Origin of the sequence: Kaistia algarum, from assembly GCF_026343945.1 — a bacterium.
Taxonomy (GTDB): domain Bacteria; phylum Pseudomonadota; class Alphaproteobacteria; order Rhizobiales; family Kaistiaceae; genus Kaistia; species Kaistia algarum.
In genome coordinates, this window is sequence record NZ_JAPKNJ010000001.1 from 2,312,166 (window position 1) to 2,335,787 (window position 23,622).

20 protein-coding genes are annotated in these 23,622 nt (G+C 65.4%); 9 read left to right on the forward strand and 11 right to left on the reverse strand.

The window, feature by feature from the left end; translation table 11 throughout:
- Nucleotides 1-89 precede the first annotated feature (89 nt).
- Both OSH05_RS11140 and OSH05_RS11145 read left to right on the forward strand, forming a co-directional pair.
- Nucleotides 90-1,394: a D-alanyl-D-alanine carboxypeptidase family protein gene (locus tag OSH05_RS11140; protein ID WP_104221540.1), complete on the forward strand. Its 1,305-nt coding sequence runs from the start codon at nucleotides 90-92 to the stop codon at nucleotides 1,392-1,394.
- On the forward strand, nucleotides 1,391-2,542 hold the full coding sequence (locus OSH05_RS11145) for a CobW family GTP-binding protein (RefSeq protein WP_104221539.1): 1,152 nt from the start codon (nucleotides 1,391-1,393) through the stop codon (nucleotides 2,540-2,542). Before OSH05_RS11140 ends, OSH05_RS11145 begins: the two co-directional genes overlap by 4 nt.
- 6 nt (nucleotides 2,543-2,548) lie before the next feature.
- Here OSH05_RS11145 and OSH05_RS11150 read toward each other — a convergent pair whose 3' ends face one another.
- Both OSH05_RS11150 and acnA read right to left on the reverse strand, forming a co-directional pair.
- Nucleotides 2,549-3,298, reverse strand: coding sequence for a DUF1223 domain-containing protein (locus OSH05_RS11150; RefSeq protein ID WP_104221538.1), 750 nt, complete (start codon nucleotides 3,296-3,298; stop codon nucleotides 2,549-2,551).
- Nucleotides 3,299-3,456: 158 nt separating this feature from the next.
- Nucleotides 3,457-6,144, reverse strand: a complete 2,688-nt coding sequence (gene acnA, locus OSH05_RS11155) for an aconitate hydratase AcnA (RefSeq protein ID WP_104221537.1) — start codon at nucleotides 6,142-6,144, stop codon at nucleotides 3,457-3,459.
- Nucleotides 6,145-6,422: 278 nt separating this feature from the next.
- Here acnA and ccmA point away from each other — a divergent pair, with 278 nt between their 5' ends.
- Together ccmA and ccmB are read left to right on the forward strand one after the other, a co-directional pair.
- On the forward strand, nucleotides 6,423-7,031 hold the full coding sequence (gene ccmA, locus OSH05_RS11160) for a heme ABC exporter ATP-binding protein CcmA (protein ID WP_266352214.1): 609 nt from the start codon (nucleotides 6,423-6,425) through the stop codon (nucleotides 7,029-7,031).
- Nucleotides 7,028-7,693, forward strand: a complete 666-nt coding sequence (gene ccmB / locus OSH05_RS11165; RefSeq protein WP_266352215.1) for a heme exporter protein CcmB — start codon at nucleotides 7,028-7,030, stop codon at nucleotides 7,691-7,693. Before ccmA ends, ccmB begins: the two co-directional genes overlap by 4 nt.
- Here ccmB and putA read toward each other — a convergent pair.
- Nucleotides 7,690-11,505, reverse strand: coding sequence for a trifunctional transcriptional regulator/proline dehydrogenase/L-glutamate gamma-semialdehyde dehydrogenase (putA, locus tag OSH05_RS11170; protein WP_104221502.1), 3,816 nt, complete (start codon nucleotides 11,503-11,505; stop codon nucleotides 7,690-7,692). The genes ccmB and putA overlap by 4 nt on opposite strands.
- Before the next feature lie 346 nt (nucleotides 11,506-11,851).
- On the opposite strand from putA, the gene OSH05_RS11175 reads away from it, so the two are divergent.
- The 5 genes from OSH05_RS11175 (at nucleotide 11,852) to OSH05_RS11195 (ending at nucleotide 16,795) form a co-directional block, all read left to right on the forward strand.
- On the forward strand, nucleotides 11,852-12,412 hold the full coding sequence (locus OSH05_RS11175) for a F0F1 ATP synthase subunit delta (protein WP_104221503.1): 561 nt from the start codon (nucleotides 11,852-11,854) through the stop codon (nucleotides 12,410-12,412).
- Nucleotides 12,412-13,941 (forward strand): F0F1 ATP synthase subunit alpha, encoded by a 1,530-nt coding sequence (gene atpA / locus OSH05_RS11180; RefSeq protein WP_104221504.1) that lies wholly within the window; start codon nucleotides 12,412-12,414, stop codon nucleotides 13,939-13,941. Before OSH05_RS11175 ends, atpA begins: the two co-directional genes overlap by 1 nt.
- A gap of 66 nt (nucleotides 13,942-14,007) precedes the next feature.
- Complete coding sequence (locus tag OSH05_RS11185) at nucleotides 14,008-14,889, forward strand: F0F1 ATP synthase subunit gamma (protein ID WP_104221505.1); 882 nt, start codon at nucleotides 14,008-14,010, stop codon at nucleotides 14,887-14,889.
- Nucleotides 14,890-14,915: 26 nt separating this feature from the next.
- Complete coding sequence (gene atpD, locus OSH05_RS11190) at nucleotides 14,916-16,364, forward strand: F0F1 ATP synthase subunit beta (protein WP_104221506.1); 1,449 nt, start codon at nucleotides 14,916-14,918, stop codon at nucleotides 16,362-16,364.
- A 26-nt stretch (nucleotides 16,365-16,390) separates the two neighbouring features.
- A complete protein-coding gene (locus OSH05_RS11195) occupies nucleotides 16,391-16,795 on the forward strand; it encodes a F0F1 ATP synthase subunit epsilon (protein ID WP_104221507.1) in 405 nt (134 codons plus the stop codon).
- A 50-nt stretch (nucleotides 16,796-16,845) separates the two neighbouring features.
- Here OSH05_RS11195 and OSH05_RS11200 read toward each other — a convergent pair whose 3' ends face one another.
- The 8 genes from OSH05_RS11200 to OSH05_RS11235 all read right to left on the reverse strand — a co-directional run bounded on the left by OSH05_RS11200 (nucleotide 16,846) and on the right by OSH05_RS11235 (nucleotide 23,617).
- On the reverse strand, nucleotides 16,846-17,364 hold the full coding sequence (locus tag OSH05_RS11200) for an RNA pyrophosphohydrolase (protein ID WP_104221508.1): 519 nt from the start codon (nucleotides 17,362-17,364) through the stop codon (nucleotides 16,846-16,848).
- A gap of 84 nt (nucleotides 17,365-17,448) precedes the next feature.
- The gene (locus OSH05_RS11205) at nucleotides 17,449-17,724 is read right to left on the reverse strand and encodes a hypothetical protein (RefSeq protein ID WP_104221509.1); all 276 of its coding nucleotides are present in this window, start codon (nucleotides 17,722-17,724) and stop codon (nucleotides 17,449-17,451) included.
- Nucleotides 17,725-17,803: 79 nt separating this feature from the next.
- Entirely contained in the window at nucleotides 17,804-19,138 is a 1,335-nt protein-coding gene (locus OSH05_RS11210) for a S41 family peptidase (RefSeq protein WP_104221510.1), read from the reverse strand.
- Entirely contained in the window at nucleotides 19,135-20,553 is a 1,419-nt protein-coding gene (locus OSH05_RS11215; RefSeq protein ID WP_266352218.1) for a murein hydrolase activator EnvC family protein, read from the reverse strand. Before OSH05_RS11215 ends, OSH05_RS11210 begins: the two co-directional genes overlap by 4 nt.
- Nucleotides 20,554-20,606: 53 nt before the next feature.
- Entirely contained in the window at nucleotides 20,607-21,086 is a 480-nt protein-coding gene (rlmH, locus tag OSH05_RS11220; protein WP_104221511.1) for a 23S rRNA (pseudouridine(1915)-N(3))-methyltransferase RlmH, read from the reverse strand.
- A 12-nt stretch (nucleotides 21,087-21,098) separates the two neighbouring features.
- Nucleotides 21,099-21,482: a ribosome silencing factor gene (gene rsfS, locus OSH05_RS11225; RefSeq protein WP_104221512.1), complete on the reverse strand. Its 384-nt coding sequence runs from the start codon at nucleotides 21,480-21,482 to the stop codon at nucleotides 21,099-21,101.
- Between the two features lie 195 nt (nucleotides 21,483-21,677).
- The gene (locus OSH05_RS11230) at nucleotides 21,678-22,328 is read right to left on the reverse strand and encodes a nicotinate-nucleotide adenylyltransferase (protein ID WP_104221513.1); all 651 of its coding nucleotides are present in this window, start codon (nucleotides 22,326-22,328) and stop codon (nucleotides 21,678-21,680) included.
- Complete coding sequence (locus OSH05_RS11235; RefSeq protein ID WP_104221514.1) at nucleotides 22,325-23,617, reverse strand: glutamate-5-semialdehyde dehydrogenase; 1,293 nt, start codon at nucleotides 23,615-23,617, stop codon at nucleotides 22,325-22,327. The genes OSH05_RS11230 and OSH05_RS11235 overlap by 4 nt, the downstream gene beginning before the upstream one ends.
- Nucleotides 23,618-23,622: the final 5 nt, after the last annotated feature.

Here is a 23,622-nt window from a genome sequence, read left to right on the forward strand (position 1 = left end):
TGCCAAAGCGGCTCCCTTTCGATATGGTTGCCGGAGAATGCGATGGCCTGACGCATGAGCCTCGCCGACCCAAATCTCAGGACTGACCCGTGACGCGGCCGATCGCCCATCTCTTCGCCACGCTCATAGCCTTCTTGCTCGCCGCTGGTTCGGCTGCTGCTATCGAGACGCCCTATCTCGTTGCCGACATGGATAGCGGCAAGGTGCTGTCAGAGCGCAACGCGCACCAGCTCTGGTATCCGGCTTCGGTGACGAAGCTGATGAATGCCTATGTGACGTTCAAGGCCCTTCGCGAGGGCAAGATCACCCTCCAGACGGAAGTCGTCGTCACGCCGGAGGCTCTCGCCGAGCCGCCCAGCAAGATGGGCTTCAAGGTCGGCACCGTCATCGACCTCGACAACGCGCTGAAGATGATGCTGGTGCATTCCTCCAATGACATCGCGGTCGCCGTCGGCGAGACGGTCGGCGGGACCGAGGCTCATTTCGTCGACATGATGAATGCCGAGGCCGCGCGCCTTGGCATGAGTTCAACGCATTTCGTCAACCCCAACGGCCTTCCGGGGCCGGGGCAGGCCACGACGGCGCGCGACCTTGCCGTGTTGGCTCACGCGCTCTGGACCGAATTTCCCGAAAGGCGACCTCTGTTCCAGATCTCGGCGATCCGGTCGGGCAAGAAGGTAATGAAATCGGCCAACTCGCTGCTGGAGCGCTATCGCGGCACGGTCGGCATGAAGACCGGCTTCATCTGTTCGTCCGGCTTCAACATCGTCGCCGTCGCCAGCCGCAATGGCCGCACCTTGATCGCTGTCGTGCTGGGCTCGGATACGGCCAAGGATCGTGCCGAGCTAACGGCGCGGCTGATGAATGATGGATTCGGCAAGCCCTTTTCGCTGACGCCGCGCCCAACGCTTGCGAGCTTTCGAGGCACGTCGCCCGTCCCCTATGCGATCGACATGCGCGATGATGTCTGCGGCAAGAAGAACAAGGGCGAGAATGAGGACGATGCTGCCGCCGGCCAGCCCTTTGCGAGCGCGCTCGACCCTCGCTTCAAGCTGATGGAGCCTGTGGTTGTGACGACGCTTGGCCGCCGGACGCCGGCCGGCGACGTTCAGTCGGCGTCGACGGATCCTTCTGCGGACGACACACCTGCGGCGAAGCCGGCCAAGCCGGTGAAGAAGAAGGTCGTCAAGAAGAAGGCGACGAAGCCCGACGTTGCCGCCGGTGACGGCCGCGCCCTGCCCACGCTGGTCGACACGAATCCAGCGGCGCCGGTCGCCGTCTCCGGCCAGAAGGCCGAAAAGACTGGCAAGGCGTCGAAAATCGAGATCGGTGTGCCCTTCGACTCGACGGACATCGCGCCGCTGCCGGACGTGCCCGCCCCGGCGACCCAGTGAGCGGTCGAAGGGGGCGGAAGCCTCCGATCCCGCTATCGGTCCTGACCGGCTTCCTCGGCGCCGGTAAGACGACCCTCCTCAATCGCCTGCTGAGCGACCCCTTGCTTGCCGGCACGGCCGTCATCGTCAACGAGTTCGGCGAAGTCGGGCTCGATCATCTGCTGGTCGGCAAAGCCGACGAAGGGATCGTCGAGCTTTCCTCCGGCTGCCTCTGCTGCACGATCCGCGGCGAACTCGTCGGAACGCTTGAGGACTTGCTTCGGGCGGTCGACAATGGCCGGCTGGAGCGGCTCGACCGCGTCGTCATCGAGACCACCGGGCTGGCCGATCCGGCGCCGGTGCTGCAGAGCGTGCTGCTGCATCCCTACCTCTCGATCCGCTACGCCCTCGACGGCGTCGTGACGCTGCTCGATGCGGTGAACGGTGCCGGGACGTTCGCTCGCCATATCGAGGCGGCGCGTCAAGTCGCGGTGGCTGACCGGATCGTTCTGTCAAAATCGGATCTTGTCGATCCAGCACCCGCGATCGCCGCGGCGCGACGGCTGAACCCCACCGCTCCCATCCTCGATGCGGCGAAAGGCGAGGCCATGCCGGCCCGTCTGTTAGGCGTCGCGCCGTTCACGACCGAGGGAAAGATCGACGAAGTCGCTCTCTGGCTCGCCGAGACGGCGGATGACGGCCACGGGCATCATGACCACGGCCATCATCATGACGGGCATGGACATCACCACGAACACCACCACCACGACGTCAGCCGCCATGATGAGCGCATCCGCAGCTTCGTCGCCCGGCGTTCGGCGCCGCTGCGCGTGGCAGCGCTGGAGGCGTTCCTCGCCGGCGCGATCCGCGATTATGGGCCGGAGATGCTGCGCATCAAGGGCCTGGTCAATACGCCGGACGAGCCTGAGCGGCCGCTGCTCGTTCAGGCGGCACAGCGCGTGCTGCATCCGCCCGAGCGTCTCCCGCATTGGCCGGGCGCCGATCGCACATCCGTGCTCGTCTTCATCGTTCAGGATATGAGCGAGGCGGCATCCCGGGATCTGGCGGACAGCTTTGCAGGGATGCCGTCGCCGGACAGGGCGAGTCTCGAAGCGACGGCCGATAACCCGCTCGCGATCTCAGGCTTCAGCGGCCGTTTCGCCGGCTGAGGTCAGCTACCACCGGCCTTCGGCGCCTTGGACCCGTGCCGCGCCGATGATCGGCCCCGGTCCGCCGCCGGGCGCCTCCTCCTGGAGCAGGAACGCGCAGCCGTCGGCGTCGTCCTGGTGGTACTTTCCCATCGGCAGGTCGACTTTGATCGGCTCACCGCGCCACATGGCGATCGGGTGCATGCGGCGGACGACATTGTAATAATCGAGAGTGCGGTTGCGGTTCTCCCCCCGGCCGACCGGGACGCGGACGTGGCTGTCATAGAGCACCAGCCACAACGTCGCCTTGCGCGGTGCCCCGTCCTCGCCCTTTCCGACGGAAACGCTCACCGCATCACCCGACATGCCGACGTCGATCGGGACGAGCGGCGCCTCGCTTTTCCGGATGGCGTCGGCGACGGCGGTCTCGTTACTGCCGACAACCGGCGCGCGCCCGTTAACGACGACCTGCGGCGTATAGACCTGACGGTCGCCGCGCGCGCTGGCATAGGATTTCTGGCGCGCCGTGAATTCGTGATCGGCGAGCGTGTCCTTCCAGCCCTGGTAGTCCCAATAATCGACGGAATAGGAGAGCGCGATGACGTCGGGGCGCTTCGAATATTCCTCGAGCAATTCGTCGGCCGGCGGGCAGGAGGAGCAGCCCTGGCTGGTGAAGAGCTCCACCACCGCGCGCACGCTGCGTTCTTCGGCCGAGACGCCCGATGCGAGACTCGAACAGACCAGAATAGCGACAAGAGCCGGCCGCTGGGCACGCATGGAGAGAGCCGATCTACGGTGACTGCCGAACTTTCCGGCAAACTGTTTGATGCAGCTTTGCTTTAGGTCCCCGGGCGATCGCAAACCAGTCAATTTCGGGTGACTGCCGCGTCATCGCCGAGACGGCGGCGCCAGCGGCGCCGCCGTGGTTCGTTGGATCAGGCGACGAGGTTTCGCAGCACGTATTGCAGGATGCCACCATTCTCGAAGTAGTCGAGCTCATCCAGCGTGTCGATGCGGCAGAGCAGGGGTACGATTTTCGTCGTGCCATCCGCGAAAAGGATCTCGGCGTCCAGCATCTGCCGCGGCTTGAGGTCTCCGGCGATGCCACGGATCGTCACGATCTCATCACCCTTCAGGCCGAGCGTCTGCCACGAGGTTCCCTCCTCGAAGACAAGCGGGACAATGCCCATGCCGACGAGGTTGGAGCGGTGGATGCGCTCGAAGGATTGGGCGATCACGGCGCGGATGCCCAGCAGCTTGGTGCCCTTGGCCGCCCAGTCGCGCGACGAGCCGGTGCCGTATTCCTTGCCGGCGAAGACGACGAGCGGCACGCCTTCCTGCTTGTAGAGCATGGCGGCGTCGTAGATCGGCATTTCGGTGCCGTCAGGCCAGTGCCTGGTGAAGCCGCCTTCCTTGCCGTCCAGCATCTGGTTCTTGATGCGGATGTTGGCGAAGGTGCCGCGCATCATCACCTGATGGTTGCCGCGCCGCGTGCCGTACTGGTTGAAATCGGCGGGCCGGACCTGATGGTCGCGCAGATAGGCGCCGGCAGGGCTGGCTTCCTTGATCGATCCGGCCGGCGAGATGTGGTCGGTCGTGATCGAATCGAGGAAGAGGCCCATGACGCGGGCGGTGATGATGTCGGTGACCGGCTCGGGATCGCGCGACATGCCCTCGAAATAGGGCGGGTTCTGCACATAGGTCGAGCGATCGTCCCAGGCATAGGTCTCGCCCTGCGGCACGGCGATCTTTTGCCAATTCTCGTCGCCCTTGAACACGTCCGCATATTTCGACTGGAACATCGCCTTGGTGACGTTCTTGCGGATGAAGGCGGCGATCTCCTGGTTGGAAGGCCAGATGTCCTTCAGATAGACGGGCTGGCCGTCCGATCCGGTGCCCAGCGGCTCGGTGATCAGGTCGATCTGCAGCGAACCGGCCAGCGCATAAGCGACGACCAGCGGCGGCGAGGCGAGGTAGTTCGCCTTCACATCCGGATTGACGCGGCCCTCGAAGTTGCGGTTGCCCGAAAGCACGGCCGCCGCGACGAGGTCGCCCTTGTTGATCGCCTCGGAGATCGGCTCCGGCAGCGGGCCGGAATTGCCGATGCAGGTCGTGCAGCCAAAGCCGACGAGATTGAAGCCGAGCGCGTCGAGATCCTTCTGCAGGTTCGCCGCGTTCAGATACTCCTCGACCACCTGCGATCCGGGTGCCAGCGAGGTCTTCACCCAGGGCTTGCTCCTGAGGCCCTTGGCGACCGCGTTGCGAGCGAGCAGGCCCGCGGCGATCAGCACGCTCGGGTTCGATGTATTGGTGCAGGACGTGATGGCCGCGATCGTGACGTCGCCATGGCCGACCGTGTAGTCGGTGCCTTCCACCGCGACGCGCTTGTCGGCCTCGCCCGGCTTCTTGAACTCGCCTTCCAGAGCGGCGAGGAAGCCGGTCTTGGCGTCGGAGAGCAGCACGCGGTCTTGAGGGCGCTTGGGTCCGGCAAGCGAGGGCAGCACGGAGCCGATATCAAGCTCCAGTATGTCGGTGAACACCGGATCGGCCACGCCGGCATGGCGCCACATGCCCTGCGCCTTGGCATAGGCCTCGACGAGCGCGACGCGGTCGCCTGTGCGGCCGGTCTCGTCGAGATAGGCGATGGTCTCGCCGTCGATGGGGAAGAAGCCGCAGGTCGCGCCATATTCCGGCGCCATATTGCCGATCGTAGCGCGGTCGGCGAGCGAAAGATGGTCAAGGCCCGTGCCGAAGAATTCGACGAACTTGCCGACCACGCCCTTCTTGCGCAGCATCTGCGTGACGGTGAGCACGAGATCGGTCGCGGTGATGCCTTCGCGCAGCTGGCCGGTGAGCTTGAAGCCGACCACTTCAGGGATCAGCATGGAGACCGGCTGGCCGAGCATGGCCGCCTCCGCCTCGATGCCGCCGACGCCCCAGCCGAGCACGCCGAGGCCGTTCACCATCGTGGTGTGGCTGTCCGTGCCGACGCAGGTGTCAGGATAGGCGACGGTCTCGCCGTTCTCGGTCCTGGTCCAGACAGTCTGGGCCAGATATTCGAGGTTCACCTGATGGCAGATGCCGGTTCCCGGCGGCACGACGCGGAAATTGTTGAAGGCCGACTGGCCCCATTTCAGGAAGCGGTAGCGCTCCTGGTTCTGCTTGTATTCTTCCTCGACATTCTTGCCGAAGGCGGCGTTGTTGCCGAAGAAGTTGACGATGACCGAGTGGTCGATGACGAGGTCGACAGGCACGAGCGGGTTGATGCGCTTCGGGTCGCCGCCAAGATTGACCATGGCGTCGCGCATCGCGGCGAGGTCGACCACGGCCGGAACGCCGGTAAAGTCCTGCATGAGCACGCGCGCCGGTCGATAGGCGATCTCACGGTCGCTCTTCCGTGTCACCAGCCATTCGGCGATGGCGCGGATGTCGTCAGCGCTGACCGTGCGTCCGTCCTCGTTGCGCAGCAGGTTCTCGAGCAGCACCTTCAGCGAGAACGGCAAATTGCCGATGCCTGGCAAGCCGTTCCTTTCGGCATCCGGCAGGCTGAAATAGACATAGCTCTCCGCGCCGACCTCTAGGGTCTTGCGGGATTTGAAGCTATCGGGATGCTCGTTGCTCACGATGGACTGGTCCTCGGTTCGGTCGCAGGAACGCCTAGCCGAAGTCGATGCACGAAGCGTGCCCGACCCGGTCAGGCCACTGCGGGACGGCGGCGGAACAAGGCTTCCGCATGGCTTCCGTCGCCTCAGTGTTGACTCAGGTCTTCGCCGCGGCGCACCGGGCGCCGGGTTGCAGGCCTTATAGTGAATTTCGTAAGGAGAAGCCAGAACAAGGAAACTCGCTGCCGTTGGAACCTTTCGAACCTGCGTCGAGGGGCCGCGCTGGCGTCGGAGGCTCGGTGAACCGTCTTGAAGTCCTTGAGCTTTCGGTCGATCGCGGCGGCAGGCGCATTCTGTCCGGCCTGTCGTTCGCCCTCGCCGCGGGCGACCTCATCGTCCTGTCCGGGCCGAACGGGGCCGGAAAGTCGACCTTGCTGCGGGCCGTGGCAGGCCTGCTGCCACTTGCCGACGGCGCGGTCCGCTGGTTGCCGCAGGACCAGCCATTGGCCGAATCCTGTCACTATTTCGGGCATCTCGATGGGCTGAAGCCGGCCCTCACCGTCGCGGAGAATCTGGCCCTGTGGTCGAAGGTCGCAGGCGCGCGGGGTCTGAGCGTCGGCGAGGCGCTGGAACGGATCGGGCTCGACGCGCTGGAGGACCTGCCGGCGGCCTATCTCTCCTCCGGGCAGAAGCGGCGGGTCGGTTTTGCGCGATTGCTTCTGACGCTCCGTCCTCTCTGGCTGCTCGATGAGCCGACCTCTGCGCTCGACATCGCGGCGGAGGCGGCATTCGGCTCGATTCTCGCCGAGCATCTGGCGGGTGGCGGCGCGGCGATCGTCGCGACGCATCGGCGTCTGCCGGTCGCGGCGACGGCCGAACTGGCGCTTCGTCCGGAGACCGGCGAATGAGCCTCTTCCTCGCGCTCATCGGACGAACCGCCCGCCTGTCGCTGCGCGCCGGGGGCGGGGCCTATACGGGACTGGTCTTCTTCCTCTCGGTCGTCGCCGTGGTGCCGTTCGGCGTCGGCCCGGACATGCCGCTGCTGGCGCGGATCGGACCGGCGATGCTGTGGATCGCGGCGCTTCTCGCCACGCTGCTCGGCCTGGATCGGCTTTTCCAGGACGACCGCGACGATGGAACGCTCGATCATCTGATGCTGTCGGGTCTGCCGCTCGAACTGGTCGTTCTGGCCAAGGCCATCGGACACTGGCTGGCGACCGGGCTGCCGCTGATCGTCGGCACGCCGGTCTTCGGGCTGATCCTCGGCCTCGACGCGCCGACGATCACGCTGGTCGCGGCGACGCTCCTGCTTGGAACCCCGGCACTGACCCTGATTGGCGCCATTGGGGCGGCGCTGATCACCGCGATGCGTCGTGGCGGTCTCGTGGTCGCGGTGCTGGTGCTGCCCTTCACCATCCCAGTGCTGATCTTCGGCGTCAGCGCGATCTCGGGTGTGGGCGGCAATGGGCCGTCGACCGCGCCCTTTCTGTTTCTCGCTGCCTTCTCGCTGGCCTCGGCCGTTCTGGCGCCGATCGCGGCGGCCGCGGCGCTCCGTGCAGCCCTGGATTAGCCGATCGTCATCAGGCTGGCATTGCCGCCCGCTGCTGCCGTGTTGGTGCTGATCGACATTTCCTCGACCAGCATGGCGAGCGGGAAATCCTCACGGCCGGCGGCAAGGCCCTCGGGCGATACCGCATGGACGGGGATGATGGGTCCATCCAGCGCCGCGAGTTCGATCTGCAGGCGGATCAACGCGTCGCCGCCGCCTTCGAACAGCACGGCCGCCACGGGGCTGTCGCGCTCGCTTTCCCCGAATACACGTTCCTGCAGGGATGTCGGCAACGCATTTCGGCCGAAGGGAGCATCGGCCGGAAGTACAGGGCGGTTTCCGGTGGCCAGGGCGGCGGCGACCGCGGCGTGGAACCCGGTCTCGGTCTCGGCCTGGACGAGGAGGCGACCGCGCGGGCGCAAGCGGTATTCGTTACGCTCGCCGACCGGGCCGGGCAGTTCGAGAGGCCGTGTCGATGGCGCCAGGGTGCGGTAGCGGTCAAATGATGTGGCTGCCGCAGACAGTCCACTTTCCTTCAGCCAGTCGAGATAGGCGACGAGGGTATTCGTTGCTGTGCCGACCTGCCAGCTGGATGCGGCCGGATTCCCATGGCCAAGTCGCTGGAGATAGAGTGGGCCGCCGGCCTTCGGGCCTGTGCCCGAGAGGCCATTCCCGCCGAAGGGCTGAACACCGACGACCGCGCCGACTATGTTGCGGTTCACATAGATATTGCCGGCGCGAATGCTGCCAGTCACCGCCGCAATCGTCTCGTCGATGCGAGTGTGCAGGCCGAAGGTGAGGCCATAGCCGGTGGCATTCACCGCCTCGATCAGGGCCGGCAGTTCGTTGCGACGATAGCGCAGGACATGCAGCACCGGACCGAAGACCTCGCGCTCGACATCGCCCAGCTCGCCGATCTCAATGAGGGCCGGGGGCACAAAGCTGCCGGTGGCCGTTTCTGGCGGAAGGGGCAGCGAGTGTACCCTGAAGCCTCGTTCGGCCATGGCGGCGATATGCGCCGAGAGCAGTGCCGCCGCCTCGGCGCGGATCACAGGGCCGATATCCGTGGAGAGGCGATCCGGCTTGCCGATCGTCAGTTCGGCCATGGCGCCCAGGATCATCTCGATCGTGCGGTCGGCAATGTCCTCCTGCAGACACAGGATGCGCAGCGCCGAACAACGCTGGCCCGCGCTGTCGAAGGCGGATTGCAGCACATCGGCTGTCACCTGCTCGGCGAGAGCCGAGGAATCGACGATCATGACGTTGAGCCCGCCGGTCTCCGCCACGAGCGGCACGTTGCGACCCTCCGGCGTCAGGCGCTCTGCGAGGCTCGCCTGGATCCGGCGGGCGACTTCGGTCGAGCCCGTGAACAGGACCGCGCGGGTTCGCGGATCGGCGACGAGCGCCGCACCGACGTCGCCTTCTCCCGGAAGGAGTTGCAGGGCCGCCGGCGGGATGCCGGCGCTGCGCAAGATGCGGATAGCTTCCGCCGCGACGAGGGGTGTCTCCTCCGCCGGCTTGGCCAGCACCGGATTGCCGGCCGCGAGCGCTGCCGCGATCTGGCCAGTGAAGATGGCGAGCGGAAAGTTCCACGGGCTGATGCAGACGGTCGGCCCCAGCGGGCGGCTGCCGTCGTCCGCCCGTTCCGCCTCGTCTGCGTAGAAGCGCAGGAAGTCCACGGCCTCGCGCACTTCCGAAACAGCGTTCGGGATCGTCTTGCCGGCCTCGCGCACCAGCAGGCCGATCAGCGAGATCATTGCGGCCTCGAACCGGTCCGCTGCCCGACGCAGGATCGCGGCGCGTTCGGCGGCGGGTGTCGCCGACCAGATCGGTGCCACCGCGTCGGCATGGTCGAAGGCGCTGGCGATATCGGCCGTGGCGGCGGTCACGGCGGAGCCCACGACGTCGCGGCGGTCGGCGGGGTTGCGGATCGTCTCGGCCTTGCCTTCGTGAATTTCGCCGCCGACCATCGGCCGCGCCTGCCATTTCCGGCTGCCTTCGCCGACAAGATGGGCCGCGAGCGTGGCAATCTGCGGCTCGCTGGCGAGGTCGAGGCCCAGCGAGTTGATCCGCGCGCCATGGATATGGCGCGGCGGCCGGATGGAGGGATGCGGGCTCCCCATGGGCACCAGCGCGGCGGCCTCGGCGACGGGATCGGCGACGAGGTCCTCGATCGGTACCGCCGGATCGGAAACGCGGTTCACGAACGACGTATTGGCGCCGTTCTCCAGCAGGCGGCGAACAAGATAGGCGAGCAGCGTCTCATGTGTTCCGACCGGCGCATAGATGCGACAGGGGCGGCCGAGGCGATCGGCACCGACGACCTCCTCATAAAGCGGCTCGCCCATGCCATGGAGACATTGAAACTCATATTGGCCGGCATAGAAGTTCGCGCCGGCCATCTTCATGATCGTCGCCAGGGTCTGCGCGTTGTGGGTGGCGAATTGCGGGAAGATCGCGTCCGGCGCGGCGAGCAGACGCCTGGCGCAGGCAAGATAGGAAACGTCGGTGTGGAGCTTGCGCGTAAAGACCGGGAAATCCTCCAGTCCTGCCTCCTGCGCACGCTTGATCTCGCTGTCCCAGTAAGCGCCCTTCACGAGGCGCACCATCAGCCGCCTCCGGCTGCGTCGGCCAAGATCGATAAGGTAGTCGATGACGAAGGGGCAGCGCTTGCCATAGGCCTGAATGACGAAGCCGATGCCGTTCCAGCCTTCCAGTTCGGCATCGAAGCAAAGCGCTTCCAGGAGGTCGAGCGAGAGTTCGAGTCGATCGGCCTCCTCCGCATCGATGTTGAGGCCGATATCGTAGCGCCGCGCGAGGCGGGCGAGGCTCGTAAGGCGCGGCAAGAGTTCGACCATGACGCGTTCGGCCTGGGCGCGCGAATAGCGTGGATGCAGCGCCGATAGCTTGATCGAGATGCCGGGGCCTTCATAGATGCCGCGTCGGCCGGCTGCCTTGCCGATCGCGTGGATCGCCTGCTCATAGGCCGCGAAATAATGATCGGCATCCGCTGCCGTCATCGCGGCCTCGCCGAGCATGTCGTAGGAATAGCGGAAGCCTTTCGCCTCCATGCGCCGGCTGTTGGCGAGGGCCTCGCCGATTGTCTGTCCGGTGACGAACTGCTCACCCATCAGCCGCATGGCGATCTCGACGCCCTTGCGGATCACGCCTTCTCCGCCGCGCCCGATGAGGCGTGACAACGCCGACGAGAGTCCTTCCTCGCTGGATGTGCCCGTCAGCCTCCCCGTTACGACCAGACCCCAGGTGGCGGCGTTGACGAAAAGCGACGGGCTCTGACCGACATGGGCGCTCCAGTCGCCGGCGGCAATCTTGTCGCGGATCAGCGCGTCGCGGGTCGCGCGATCGGGAATCCGCAGCAGCGCTTCGGCAAGGCACATCAGCGCCACGCCTTCCTGAGTGGACAGCGCATATTCGCGGATGAGGCCCTCGACGCGGCCGGATCCGGGCTTGGCGCGCAGTCGCTCGACCAGATCGCCGGCGATAGCCGCCGCCTCGGCGCGGGCGACGTCCGGAAGCGCGGCCTCCGAAATGAGCAGCGGCATACATTCCAGTTCCGGGCGCCGCGCCGCCGCGGCGATGCGGGCTCGCAGCAGGCTCAACGAGCGAACGCTGCGCGCCAGATCGAGAAACGGCATCTCCGGCGAATCGGAGCCGGAAATCGAGCCGGCTTCCGTGCCCTCGGCATCAGTGATCGCCATGAGCAGGCCCTGCTTCGCCAGGGCATGGGGCGATTTTCCGAGTTCCGCCGCAGCCGCCTGCAGTCGCGCCTTCCATTCCTCGTCGACCTTGATGCCGATCGTGGTGGTACCCATCGTGCTCTCCTGCGATGGTCTGGTTTTACCATCGGCGATAGACGGGTGCAACCACCTGAATGGTTCGGGTTTAACCGAGGTCTTCGTGAACCATGTCCGCGATCAGGCCTTCATCGATAGGCCGATCCGGAGACAGGAACGGTATCGAGCCGCACCGAATCGTGGCATTTCCGAGTCGGCCGCGAGTTGCGATAGCGTGGATGCTGTGCTAACGAACGCGCGGCTTTCGGGCGGGCCAATTTGACGGGTTCCATTCGTCGAAGAAAATTCTAATCCGATCAAAGTGTTGCGATTGCGACCCAGGCGGTGCCGATTGCCCGGCGATAGGTCTGACAGCGAGGTTCAGGTGGCGGAACAGAAAAGCATCGCATCAGGAGTGGCCGAGCGTTACGCCACGGCGCTCTTCGAACTCGCGCTCGAAGGCGGCAATCTTGATGCCGTCGACGCCGATCTGGCCCGATTTTCCGCGCTGCTGGCCGAAAGCGACGATCTGAATCGCCTCGTGCGCAGCCCTGTCTTTTCCGCGGATGACCAGCTCCGAGCCGTTTCGGCCGTGCTGGGCGCAGCGGGCATTGGCGGTTTTGTCGGCAATTTCATCAAGGTCGCCGCCAATAACCGTCGTTTATTTGCCGTTCCCGGCATGATCGTGGCTTTCCGCAAGCTGCTCGCCCGCCATCGCGGCGAGGTGACCGCGGAAGTGACCAGCGCCGAGCCGCTCTCCGACGTGCAGATCACTGCGCTGAAGGAAGCGCTGAAGGCGCAGATCGGCAAGGATGTGACGCTTTCCTCCGAGGTTGATCCCGCTCTCATCGGCGGGCTGATCGTCAAGGTCGGCAGCCGCATGGTTGACACCTCGCTTCGTTCCAAACTGAATTCACTCAAGATCGCTATGAAAGAGGTCGGCTGATGGACATCCGCGCCGCTGAAATCTCCGCAATCCTCAAGGAGCAGATCAAGAACTTCGGCTCCGAGGCTCAGGTTTCCGAAGTCGGTCAGGTCCTGTCCGTCGGCGACGGCATCGCCCGCATCTATGGCCTCGACAATGTCCAGGCCGGCGAGATGATCGAGTTCCCGAACGGGACCCGAGGCATGGCGCTGAACCTCGAAACCGACAATGTCGGCGTCGTGATTTTCGGTTCCGACCGTGACATCTCCGAAGGCGATACGGTCAAGCGCACCGGCGCGATCGTGGACGTTCCGGTCGGCAAGGGTCTGCTCGGCCGCGTCGTCGACGCTCTCGGCAATCCGATCGACGGCAAGGGTCCGATCGAGTTCACCGAGCGCCGCCGCGTCGACGTCAAGGCTCCGGGCATCATCCCGCGAAAGTCCGTGCACGAGCCGATGCAGACCGGCCTCAAGGCTATCGACGCGATGATCCCGATCGGTCGTGGCCAGCGCGAGCTCATCATCGGCGACCGCCAGACCGGCAAGACCGCCGTGGCGCTCGATTCGATCCTCAATCAGAAGCCGATCAACGAGTCGGGCGACGAGAGCAAGAAGCTTTACTGCGTCTATGTCGCCATCGGCCAGAAGCGCTCGACGGTCGCGCAGTTCGTGAAGGTGCTCGAGGAGCGCGGCGCGCTCGAATATTCGATCATCGTCGCCGCTACCGCTTCCGACCCGGCTCCGATGCAGTATCTGGCGCCGTTCGCCGGCTGCGCCATGGGCGAGTTCTTCCGCGACAATGGCATGCATGCACTGATCGTCTATGACGATCTCTCCAAGCAGGCCGTCGCCTACCGCCAGATGTCGCTGCTGCTGCGTCGTCCGCCGGGCCGCGAAGCCTATCCGGGCGACGTTTTCTACCTGCATTCGCGCCTGCTTGAGCGCGCTGCCAAGCTGAACGACGACAATGGCAACGGCTCGCTGACGGCTCTGCCGATCATCGAGACGCAGGCCAACGACGTGTCGGCCTATATTCCGACCAATGTGATTTCGATCACCGACGGCCAGATCTTCCTGGAGACCGACCTGTTCTACCAGGGCATCCGCCCGGCGGTGAACGTCGGCCTGTCGGTGTCGCGCGTTGGTTCCGCTGCGCAGATCAAGGCGATGAAGCAGGTTGCCGGTCCGATCAAGGGCGAGCTGTCGCAGTATCGCGAGATGGCGGCGTTCGCGCAGTTCGGCTCGGATCTGGACGCGACGACGCAGAAGCTGCTCAATCGCGGCGTCCGTCTTACGGAGCTTCTGAAGCAGCCGCAGTTCTCGCCGCTGAAGGTCGAGGAGCAGGTCGCGGTGATCTACGCCGGCGTGAACGGCTATCTCGACAAGCTGCAGGTCAGCCAGGTTAGCGCTTTCGAGCAGGGCCTTCTGGCCGTGCTCCGCACCGAGCACAAGGACCTGCTCGACGGCATCCGCGACAAGCGCGAGCTGAACGATGATCTGCGTTCGAAGCTGAAGGCTGCTCTCGAAGCCTTCGCCAAGAACTTCGCCTGAACCCCACGGTTTCGAGCCGGCTCCGGATAACGGGACCGGCTTCCATTCCGCTCGACAGGGACGGTCATGCCGAGCCTCAAGGAACTTAGAAATCGCATCACTTCGGTGAAGGCGACCCAGAAGATCACCAAGGCGATGCAGATGGTCGCCGCGGCTAAGCTGCGCCGCGCCCAGGCGGCGGCCGAGGCTTCGCGGCCCTATGCCGAGCGGATGAGCGCGGTGCTGTCGAATGTCGCGGTCGGCGTCGCCGGCCGGGCCGATGCGCCCCGCCTGCTGGCGGGCACCGGTTCGGACGCGACGCACCTTCTGATCGTCTGCACCGCGGAACGCGGCCTCTGCGGCGCGTTCAATTCGTCGATCGCGAGACTTGCCCGGGATCACGCCGTTGCGCTGCAGCGCGAGGGCAAGATCGTCAAGATCCTTTGCGTTGGCAAGAAGGGCTACGACCTGCTCCGCCGCCAGTTCAAGGATCAGATCATCGAGCTGATCGAGCTGCGCACGGTCAAGCAGATCGGCTTTGGCAATGCGGAGACGATCGGCCGCAAGGTGCTCTCGCTCTACCAGAAGGGCGAGTTCGACGTCGCGACTCTCTTCTATGCAAAGTTCCGTTCCGTCATCCAGCAGATACCAACGGCGCAGCGGGTCATCCCTGCCGAGGTCGATGGTGGCGAGGCGGTCGATCGCAGCACTTCGGTGATCTACGAATACGAGCCCGACGAGGCAGCAATCCTCGAGGATCTGCTGCCGCGCAACGTCTCGGTGCAGATTCTCTCGGCGCTCCTGGAGAATGTAGCGTCGGAGATGGGCGCCAAGATGTCGGCGATGGACAGCGCCACGCGCAATGCCGGCGAGATGATCAAGAAGTACACGCTCCGCTACAACCGGACGCGCCAGGCGATGATCACCAAGGAACTGATCGAGATCATTTCGGGCGCCGAGGCGCTCTGACCGGATTTTTGGAAGGCTAGAACATCATGGCGAACACCAATCAGCAGACCGGTCATTCGGGCCGTATCACCCAGGTCATCGGCGCCGTCGTCGACGTTCAGTTCGAAGGGCACCTGCCGGCGATCCTGAACGCGCTGGAAACCGACAACAACGGCAACCGCCTCGTCCTCGAAGTCGCCCAGCACCTTGGCGAATCGACGGTTCGCTGCATCGCCATGGACATCTCCGAGGGTCTCGTCCGCGGCCAGCCGGTGCGCGATACCGGCGTTCCGATCGAGGTTCCGGTCGGTGTCGGCACGCTTGGCCGCATCATGAACGTCATCGGCCAGCCGATCGACGAAGCGGGCCCGATCGACGCCGAAGGCCTTCGCCCGATCCATGCGCCGGCCCCGTCCTATTCGGAGCAGTCGACGGAAGCGGAGATCCTGCTCACGGGCATCAAGGTCGTCGACCTGCTCGCACCCTACGCCAAGGGCGGCAAGATCGGCCTGTTCGGCGGTGCCGGCGTGGGCAAGACCGTGCTCATCCAGGAGCTGATCAACAACGTTGCAAAGGTTCACGGCGGCTATTCGGTGTTCGCCGGCGTTGGCGAGCGCACCCGCGAGGGTAACGACCTCTATCACGAGTTCATCGATTCCAAGGTGAACGCCGATCCGCACAATCCCGATCCGGCGGTGAAGTCCAAGTGCGCGCTGGTGTTCGGCCAGATGAACGAGCCGCCGGGCGCCCGCGCCCGCGTCGCGCTGACCGGTCTCACCGTCGCCGAGCATTTCCGCGATCAGGGCCAGGACGTGCTGTTCTTCGTCGACAACATCTTCCGCTTCACGCAGGCGGGCTCGGAAGTGTCGGCGCTTCTCGGCCGTATTCCTTCGGCCGTGGGCTATCAGCCGACGCTGGCGACCGACATGGGCCAGCTTCAGGAGCGCATCACCACGACGACCAAGGGTTCGATCACCTCGGTGCAGGCCATCTACGTGCCGGCCGACGATCTGACCGACCCGGCGCCGGCCACCTCCTTCGCCCATCTGGACGCGACGACGAATCTGTCGCGCGCGATCTCGGAAAAGGGCATCTATCCGGCCGTGGATCCGCTCGACTCTACCTCGCGCATGCTGACGCCGGCCATCGTCGGCGAGGAGCACTATGCGGTCGCCCGCCGGGTGCAGCAGATCCTGCAGCGCTACAAGGCACTTCAGGACATCATCGCGATCCTGGGCATGGACGAGCTTTCCGAAGAGGACAAGCTCACCGTGGCACGCGCCCGCAAGATCGAGCGCTTCCTGTCGCAGCCCTTCGACGTCGCCGAGGCCTTCACCGGCCAGCCGGGCGTCCAGGTTCCGATCGCCGATACGATCAAGGGCTTCAAGGGCCTTTGCAACGGCGACTATGATCATCTGCCTGAAGCCGCTTTCTACATGGTCGGCACCATCGAGGATGCCATCGCCAAGGCGAAGAAGCTTGCGGCTGCCGCCTGATCGCCTCGAAAAGGAGCTAGGGCCCGATGGCTGATCCGTTTTCGTTCGAACTCGTCTCGCCGGAGCGGCTCCTGCTCTCCGAGCCGGTGCTTTCCGTTGTCGTTCCCGGCGCGGAAGGCGAGTTCACCGTCCTGAAGAACCACGCGCCGTTCATGTCGACGATCCGGCCGGGCATCGTGACGGTTACGCCGGTGTCCGGCGCGTCGCAGCGCTATTTCATCCGCGGCGGCTTCGCGGATGTGAGCCCCTCGGGTCTCACCATCCTCGCCGAACTCGCCGTTCCCGCCGAGAGCATCGATCCGGCCCTGATCCTCAAGGAGATCAAGGACGCGGAGGAGGATCTCGCCGACGCCAAGGACGACGAAAGCCGTTCGGTGGCGGCGCAGAAGCTCAGCCAGCTCAAGGAAGCGCAGGCCGCTCTCGGCCAGTGAATTCCGCCAATACAACGATCGAACGGCCGCCTTTGGGCGGCCGTTTTCGTTCATGAGGCCAGATGGCGGAAGGCTGCGACGACCTGCTCGTAGACCTTGCGCTTGAACGGGACGATCAGGCTGGGCAGCGCGTCGAGCCGCTCCCACCGCCACGAGATGAATTCAGCCTCATGGGCGCCGCCGCCAGGTGACAATACGTTGATCTCGCTCTCCTCGCCCTCAAAGCGGAAGGCGAACCATTTCTGCCGCTGACCGCGGTATTTTCCCTTGAGCGCGACACCGACGAGATCCGGCGGCAGGTCATAGTCGAACCAGCCCTCGGCTTCCTCGATCAGCGTCACGGACCGGATGCTCGTCTCCTCAAACAGCTCGCGATACGCGGCCGGCAAGGGCTCCTCGCCCGGGTCGATGCCACCTTGGGGCAGCTGCCAGACGGGGTCGCCCGCGACCAGCTCGGCATTCGGCGAGCGCTCGCCGATAAAGACCTGCCCGGCGGCGTTGAAGACGACGGTCCCGACGCAGGGACGATAGGGCAAGGTCGAGGGATCGACCGGTTTCTTCTTCGACATGGGATCATCCTCCAGCGCAGGAGCCGGCAATCTATCGGCTCGCAGGCGGCGGATGAAGCGACATTTGGATGACGCTCCCTGCGATCAGGGATCGCGGATGATGATCTGACCCGATGGGTCGTCAGGCGGCTCCGGGGCCGGCGAGTCGGCGGCGGGAGGCGGGGGCGGCGCAGGGGGCAGCGCCGGCAGAGCCACGCTGGCGATCGGTTGGCCTCCGTCCGGATCATGGAACCAGACCGCCCAGCCGACGACGAAGAGCGTGGCAGCCAGCGCAATGCCGAGCGCAAAGGGCCAGAGGCGTGACGGTCGCCGGCTCCGGTCGCGACCGAGGCCGAGGGGGGCGGTGTAATCCTCCGACACAGGTCGGCTCCAGAAGCTGCGATGGCTGGGGTAAGCGTCGGATCATAAAGGAACGGCGCCCGAGGGCGCCGTTCTGGGATCAGTTCGGAACGGCCGCCTTCGGGTCCGGCGGGAAGGCGCTGTTCGCCTGCTTGCCGTCGAGCAGGCCGATCGCCTGCTGAAGCTGCTTGTCGTCCTTGGCCTCCGGCGGGACATAGGCCTGAGAGCCGCCGCCTTCCTGGCCGCCAGCTTCGTTAGCGAGGTGACCCTTCAGCGATGCTTCGCCCTTGGTATCGGTCACCTGGTCCTTCAGCTCCGGCGGCAGGTCCTGCAGGACCTGAATATCCGGATCGATGCCCTTGGCCTGGATCGAGCGGCCGGCCGGCGTGTAGTAGCGCGCCGTCGTCAGGCGGATCGCGCCGTTGGAGCCAAGCGGGATGATCGTCTGTACCGATCCCTTGCCGAAGGAGCGGGTGCCGAGGATCGTCGCCCGCTTCTGGTCCTGCAGGGCGCCGGCCACGATTTCCGATGCCGAAGCGGAGCCACCATTGATGAGGACGATGACGGGCTTGCCGTCGGTCATATCCCCGGGCCGGGCGTCGTAGCGCGTATTCTGGTCCGAATGGCGCCCGCGCGTCGCGACGATCTCGCCATGGTCGAGGAACGTATCGCCGACCGCGACCGCCTGATCGAGCAGGCCGCCGGGATTGTTGCGCAGATCAAGGATGAAGCCCTTGATCTTGTCCTTGCCGATCTGGTCGTCGAGCTTCTCGATCGCCGTCTTCAGCCCGTCAAAGGTCTGTTCGTTGAAGGAGGAGATGCGGATATAGCCGACATCGCCTTCGGCGCGCCACTTGACCGACTGGATGCGGATGACGTCGCGGACGATCTTGACGTCGAAGGGCTTGGCGGTGCCCTTGCGCTGGATCTGCAGTGTGATCGGCGTATTGACCGCGCCGCGCATCTTCTCGACGGCTTGATTGAGGTTCATGTTCTGAACCGAGTCGCCGTCAATGGCGACGATCAGGTCTCCGGCCTGGATGCCCGCCTTGGCGGCCGGCGTGTCGTCGATCGGGGATACGACCTTGACCGCGCCGTCCTCCATGGTCACCTCGATCCCGAGCCCGCCGAATTCGCCGCGGGTCTGGACCTGCATGTCCTTGAAGTCTTTGGGATTCATGTAGCTCGAATGCGGATCGAGCGAGGTGAGCATGCCGTTGACGGCCGCCTCGACCAAGGCTGAATCCTCGGGCTTTTCAACATAGTCCGCCCGGACGCGCTCAAACACGTCGCCGAACAGATTGAGCTGCCGGTAGGTATCGGACACGGCGGCCTGCGCGGCCGTCGGTACGAGCCCGGGCATCTGGCTCAGCGTCACCGTGGCCGCGGCGCCGATGATCGTGCCGGCCAGGAGCAGGGTAGCATTGCGAATCATCCGCCAACCTTTTCGTCGTTGGATCGCGCCCACCATGGGGCCGGGTCGATCGAGGTTCCGTCTTTTCTGAATTCGACATAGAGCATGGGCTGCGTAGCGCCAATACCGTCGACATTATTACTGGCCAGCAACCGCGATCCCATGACCGCCACCGGCTCGCCTGCCAGCACGAACTGCCCGAGTTCGACGTCGATCCGCTCCATTCCTGCCAACAAGATATGATATCCGCCGCCGGCATTGATGATCAAGAGTTGACCGTAGGACCGGAACGGTCCGGCGTAAACTACCCACCCATCGGCGGGTGACGATACGCCGTTCCCGGCGCGCGTCGCGATCGAAATTCCCTGCGTTGTACCGCCCAGTCCGTCGGCGTCGCCGAAGCCCTTCATCTGGACCCCATTGACCGGCATCGGCAGCATGCCCTTGGTATTGCCAAAGGCGACAGCCGGCGCGATGCGGTTGCGCGCGCCGAGGCTGTCCGGGTTCGGCGATGCCTTGCCGGACTCGAGCGCGGCCTGGTTGTCGGCTTCGGCCTTGCTTGCCGCCGCGGCGGCATCCGCGGAGGCCGCGACCTGCTTCTCCAGGCTCGCGATCAGGTCCTTGAGACTGGTGGCCTTGCGGGCGAGTTGCTCGGAGCGGGATTGCTCGTCGGCCAATTGCTGCTCGGACGCGACGCGCGCCTTCTTCTTTTCTTCGACCAGGAGCTGGATCCGCGTGCGCTCCTCGGCGAGCGCGGTCGAATCGGCGCGCATGCGGTCGCGCTCGCGCTCCTGCTCGCCCTTGAGCGCGAGGAGATGCTGGAGGTCACCTGCCAGCTGGATGGCTTCGCCCCGCAGCTCCGGTACCACCGCCCCTAGCAGCATGGCACTTCGGACTGCTGAGAGGGCATCCTGAGGCCGCACAACAATGGCGGGCGGCGGCTTGCGGCCCATACGTTGCAAAGCGGCCAGCACATTGGCCAGGGTTCCCCGGCGCGCGGCGAGCGAATCGTGGACCGTCTTCTCTTCGTCGAGCAGGCTGCTCATGCGCTGCTCGGCCTTGTCGATCTTCTTCTCGAGTTCGGTGGCGCGCTCCCCGGTGTCGACCAACGCCGATGTCAACGACGTGCTGTCATTGTCGAGCTTTGCGATTTCGGATCGCAAGGCTTCCTGTCGCTCTTTTGTGACGTCAATGTCGCGGGTGATCGCGTCGAGTTCCGCGCGGCGGGCACTTTGTTCCGCCGCTGTCGGCGCGGTGCTTGCGGGCGTGACGCCTTCATCGGCGGCGTGCGCTTCCGGCGACAGCAGCGCCAGCAGCAGCGCGGCGAACGCGGCAGCTCTTAGCGACGGCGCGGAATGCTGAAGTCGATGCACGTTCGACGGCCCGAAGGAGGTGTCCGGACGGTCGCAAGCGCGACCCCAAAGGTCGACCGCCAATCTACCGTCGCTTGTTGCTTCGCTAGCCAAGAATTGCGGCCGAAGCGCGACGGTCACTCACGATGATAAGGATGGCCGGACAAGATTGTCATCGCCCGGTAGATCTGCTCAGCGAGCAGCAGGCGGACGATCTGGTGAGGCCATGTCATCTGACCAAAGGCCAGCGTCTCGTCGGCGCGGGACTTGAGCGCGGCGCCATGGCCGTCGGCACCGCCGATCGCGAATACGAGGTCACCGAGCCCGTCATCGCGCAGCCGTCCGATCTTGCGGGCGAACTCGACGCTGGTCGGAGCACGGCCGCCTTCGTCTAGGGCGACCAGCCGGGCGCCGGGCGGGAGGGCGGCGATAAGCATCGTCGCTTCCTGGGCCATGCGGTCCTCGCCGCGACCGGCCCGGCTCTCGGAAAATTCCCGAGTGACGACATCAAGGCTCAGGCTGCGGCCGGCATGGACGGCGCGTTCTAGATAACGCTCGACGAGAAGCCGGTCGGGGCCCGTTTTGAGTCGTCCGACCGAGAAGATCGAAATGCGCATGGGCGATCCGGCTCAGCCGGCCGGATTCTCCGTTACCGGACGCAGCGCCCCGGTCTTTGGAGCATCAGACGACCACATCTTCTCCAGATTGTAGAAGCTGCGGACTTCCGGCCTGAAGACATGGACGATCACGTCGCCGGCGTCGATCAGTACCCAATCGCAATGCGGCATGCCTTCGACGCTCGCGACGCGGCCACCGGCCTCCGCTATATCGCGGGCGATATGATCCGCGATGGCGCCGACATGGCGTTGCGACCGGCCGGTGGCGATGACCATGAAGTCCGCCAATGCCGATTTGCCTGCGATGTCGATGGATACGATCTCCTCCGCCTTCGAATCGTCGAGGCTGTCGAGGATGATTTTGAGAACGTCGTCCGCCGCAATCTGCCGGCGCACGGCCGTCCGATGAGGAACGCGCTCCAGCGCGGCCTCGGTTTGAATTGCCGTCGTCAGTGGTTCTTTCCTTTCGCCATAGGGCGTATCGGGCCTTTCAAGAGGGCCGTGATCGGAACTCTCCCAAGCAGCCTAGGCTGCCCGTCTAAAACATAGGCACGAGAAGGTGAAGCTTTCAAGACGCGGTTTGAACCGCGGTCAAGATGATTCATCTCGTGTCTTTCCTGCGGCACGTAGCGCCGTCGAGGAAAGGGCCGTTCTTCTTCCGTGCAGGAAGATCCAGGCGGGCGGATCGAGCCCGGCTAGGGCTCCGGCCCGATCTTCCCCGATTCGGTAAGGAGCCAGCGCTGTTGCGGTAGCCGAAACGGTTGCCGCATAGGTGCTGCCGGGTCGGTCGAGGACAGCAATCGGCATCATCGACGCGATCTCGCGCCATTGCCGCCAGCGGTGGAACTGGCGAAGATTGTCGGCGCCCATGATCCAGACGAAGCGCACGCCCGGCCGCCGGGCCTTCAGGATGGCCAGTGTTTCGGCAGTGAAGCGCGTGCCGAGCGCCGCTTCGACGGCGGTGACGCGAATCTTCGGCTCGCCGCGCGCCAGCTGTCGCGCTGCCTCGACGCGGCGGGCGAGCGCGCCCGGTGCATGCTCCTTCAAGGGATTGCCGGGAGTTACGAGCCACCAGAGCTGGTCGAGCCGCAGGCGACGGATGGCGGCCCGGCTCACCATCAGATGGCCGTCATGCGGCGGATCGAAGGAGCCGCCGAAAAGGCCGATGCGCTGCCCGGCGCTCGCCTGCGGCAGCTTCAGCGCCAGCCGAAGCGAAGGGTCGGACAGATCGTCCGACGTCACGGCCGCGTCTGCCCGGCGCCATGAACACGGTACTTGAACGAGGTGAGCTGCTCGACGCCGACGGGGCCGCGGGCATGCATCCGGCCGGTCGCGATGCCGATCTCGCCGCCGAAGCCGAACTCGCCGCCATCGGCAAACTGGGTCGAGGCATTGTGCAGCACGATGGCTGAATCCACTTCCGCGAGGAAGCGATCGGCCGCTTCCTGATCCGCGGTGAGGATCGCGTCGGTATGGTGCGAGCCATAGGTCTCGATATGATCGATCGCCGCGTCGAGCCCGTCCACGACCTTCACGGCGATGATGGCGTCGAGATATTCGGCCGACCAATCCTGCTCGGCGGCCGGCGACGCCTCGGGCACCAGGCGGCAGGTCTCGGCATCGCCGCGGATCGTGCAGCCGGCCTCGATCAGCGCGCGCACGATCGGCACCAGATGGGTAGCGGCGACCGCCTTGTCGATGAGCAGCGTCTCTGCGGCGCCGCAAACGCCCGTGCGGCGCATCTTGGCGTTGACGATCAGGGGGATCGCCATGGCGAGGTCGGCGCCGGAATGGACATAGATGTGAACGATGCCTTCGAGATGGGCGAAGACAGGCACGCGCGCCTCGTCCTGGATGCGGGCGACGAGGCTCTTGCCGCCGCGCGGTACGATGACGTCGATCAAGCCGCCGAGCCCGTCCAGCATAGCGCCGACGGCGGCGCGGTCGGCGGTGGGCACCATCTGGATCGCGGCGCCGGGAAGGCCGGCCGCCTCGAGGCCGCGCACCAGCGCCGCATGGATGACCGATGACGTGCGCAAGGTGTCGGAGCCACCGCGCAGGATCACGGAATTGCCGGATTTGAGGCACAGTGCGCCGGCATCAGCCGTCACATTGGGACGGCTCTCATAGATCACGCCGATGACGCCGAGCGGCGTGCGGACGCGCTCGAAGTGCAGGCCGTTCGGCCGGTCCCAGGCGGCGATCACCGTGCCGACGGGGTCGGTGAGATCGGCGATCTCCTCGACGCCGCGTGCCATCGCTTCGATGCGGGAAGGGCTGAGCGTGGCACGGTCGACGAAGGAGGGAAGCGCGCCGGACTTCTCGATCGCAGCGACGTCGAAGGCATTCGCCTCCAGGATGCGCGTTTCGGAAGCGCGGATCTCGGCGGCCATGGCCCGAAGGGCGGTGTCCTTGGCGTGCGACGGGGCGAGGGCGATCTTGCGGGCAGCGGCGCGGGCCGTGCGGCCGATGGCCTGCATCACCGCCGCGACGTCTTCGCTCTCTCGCTTCAGCACCATTGTCGTCGTCATGATCG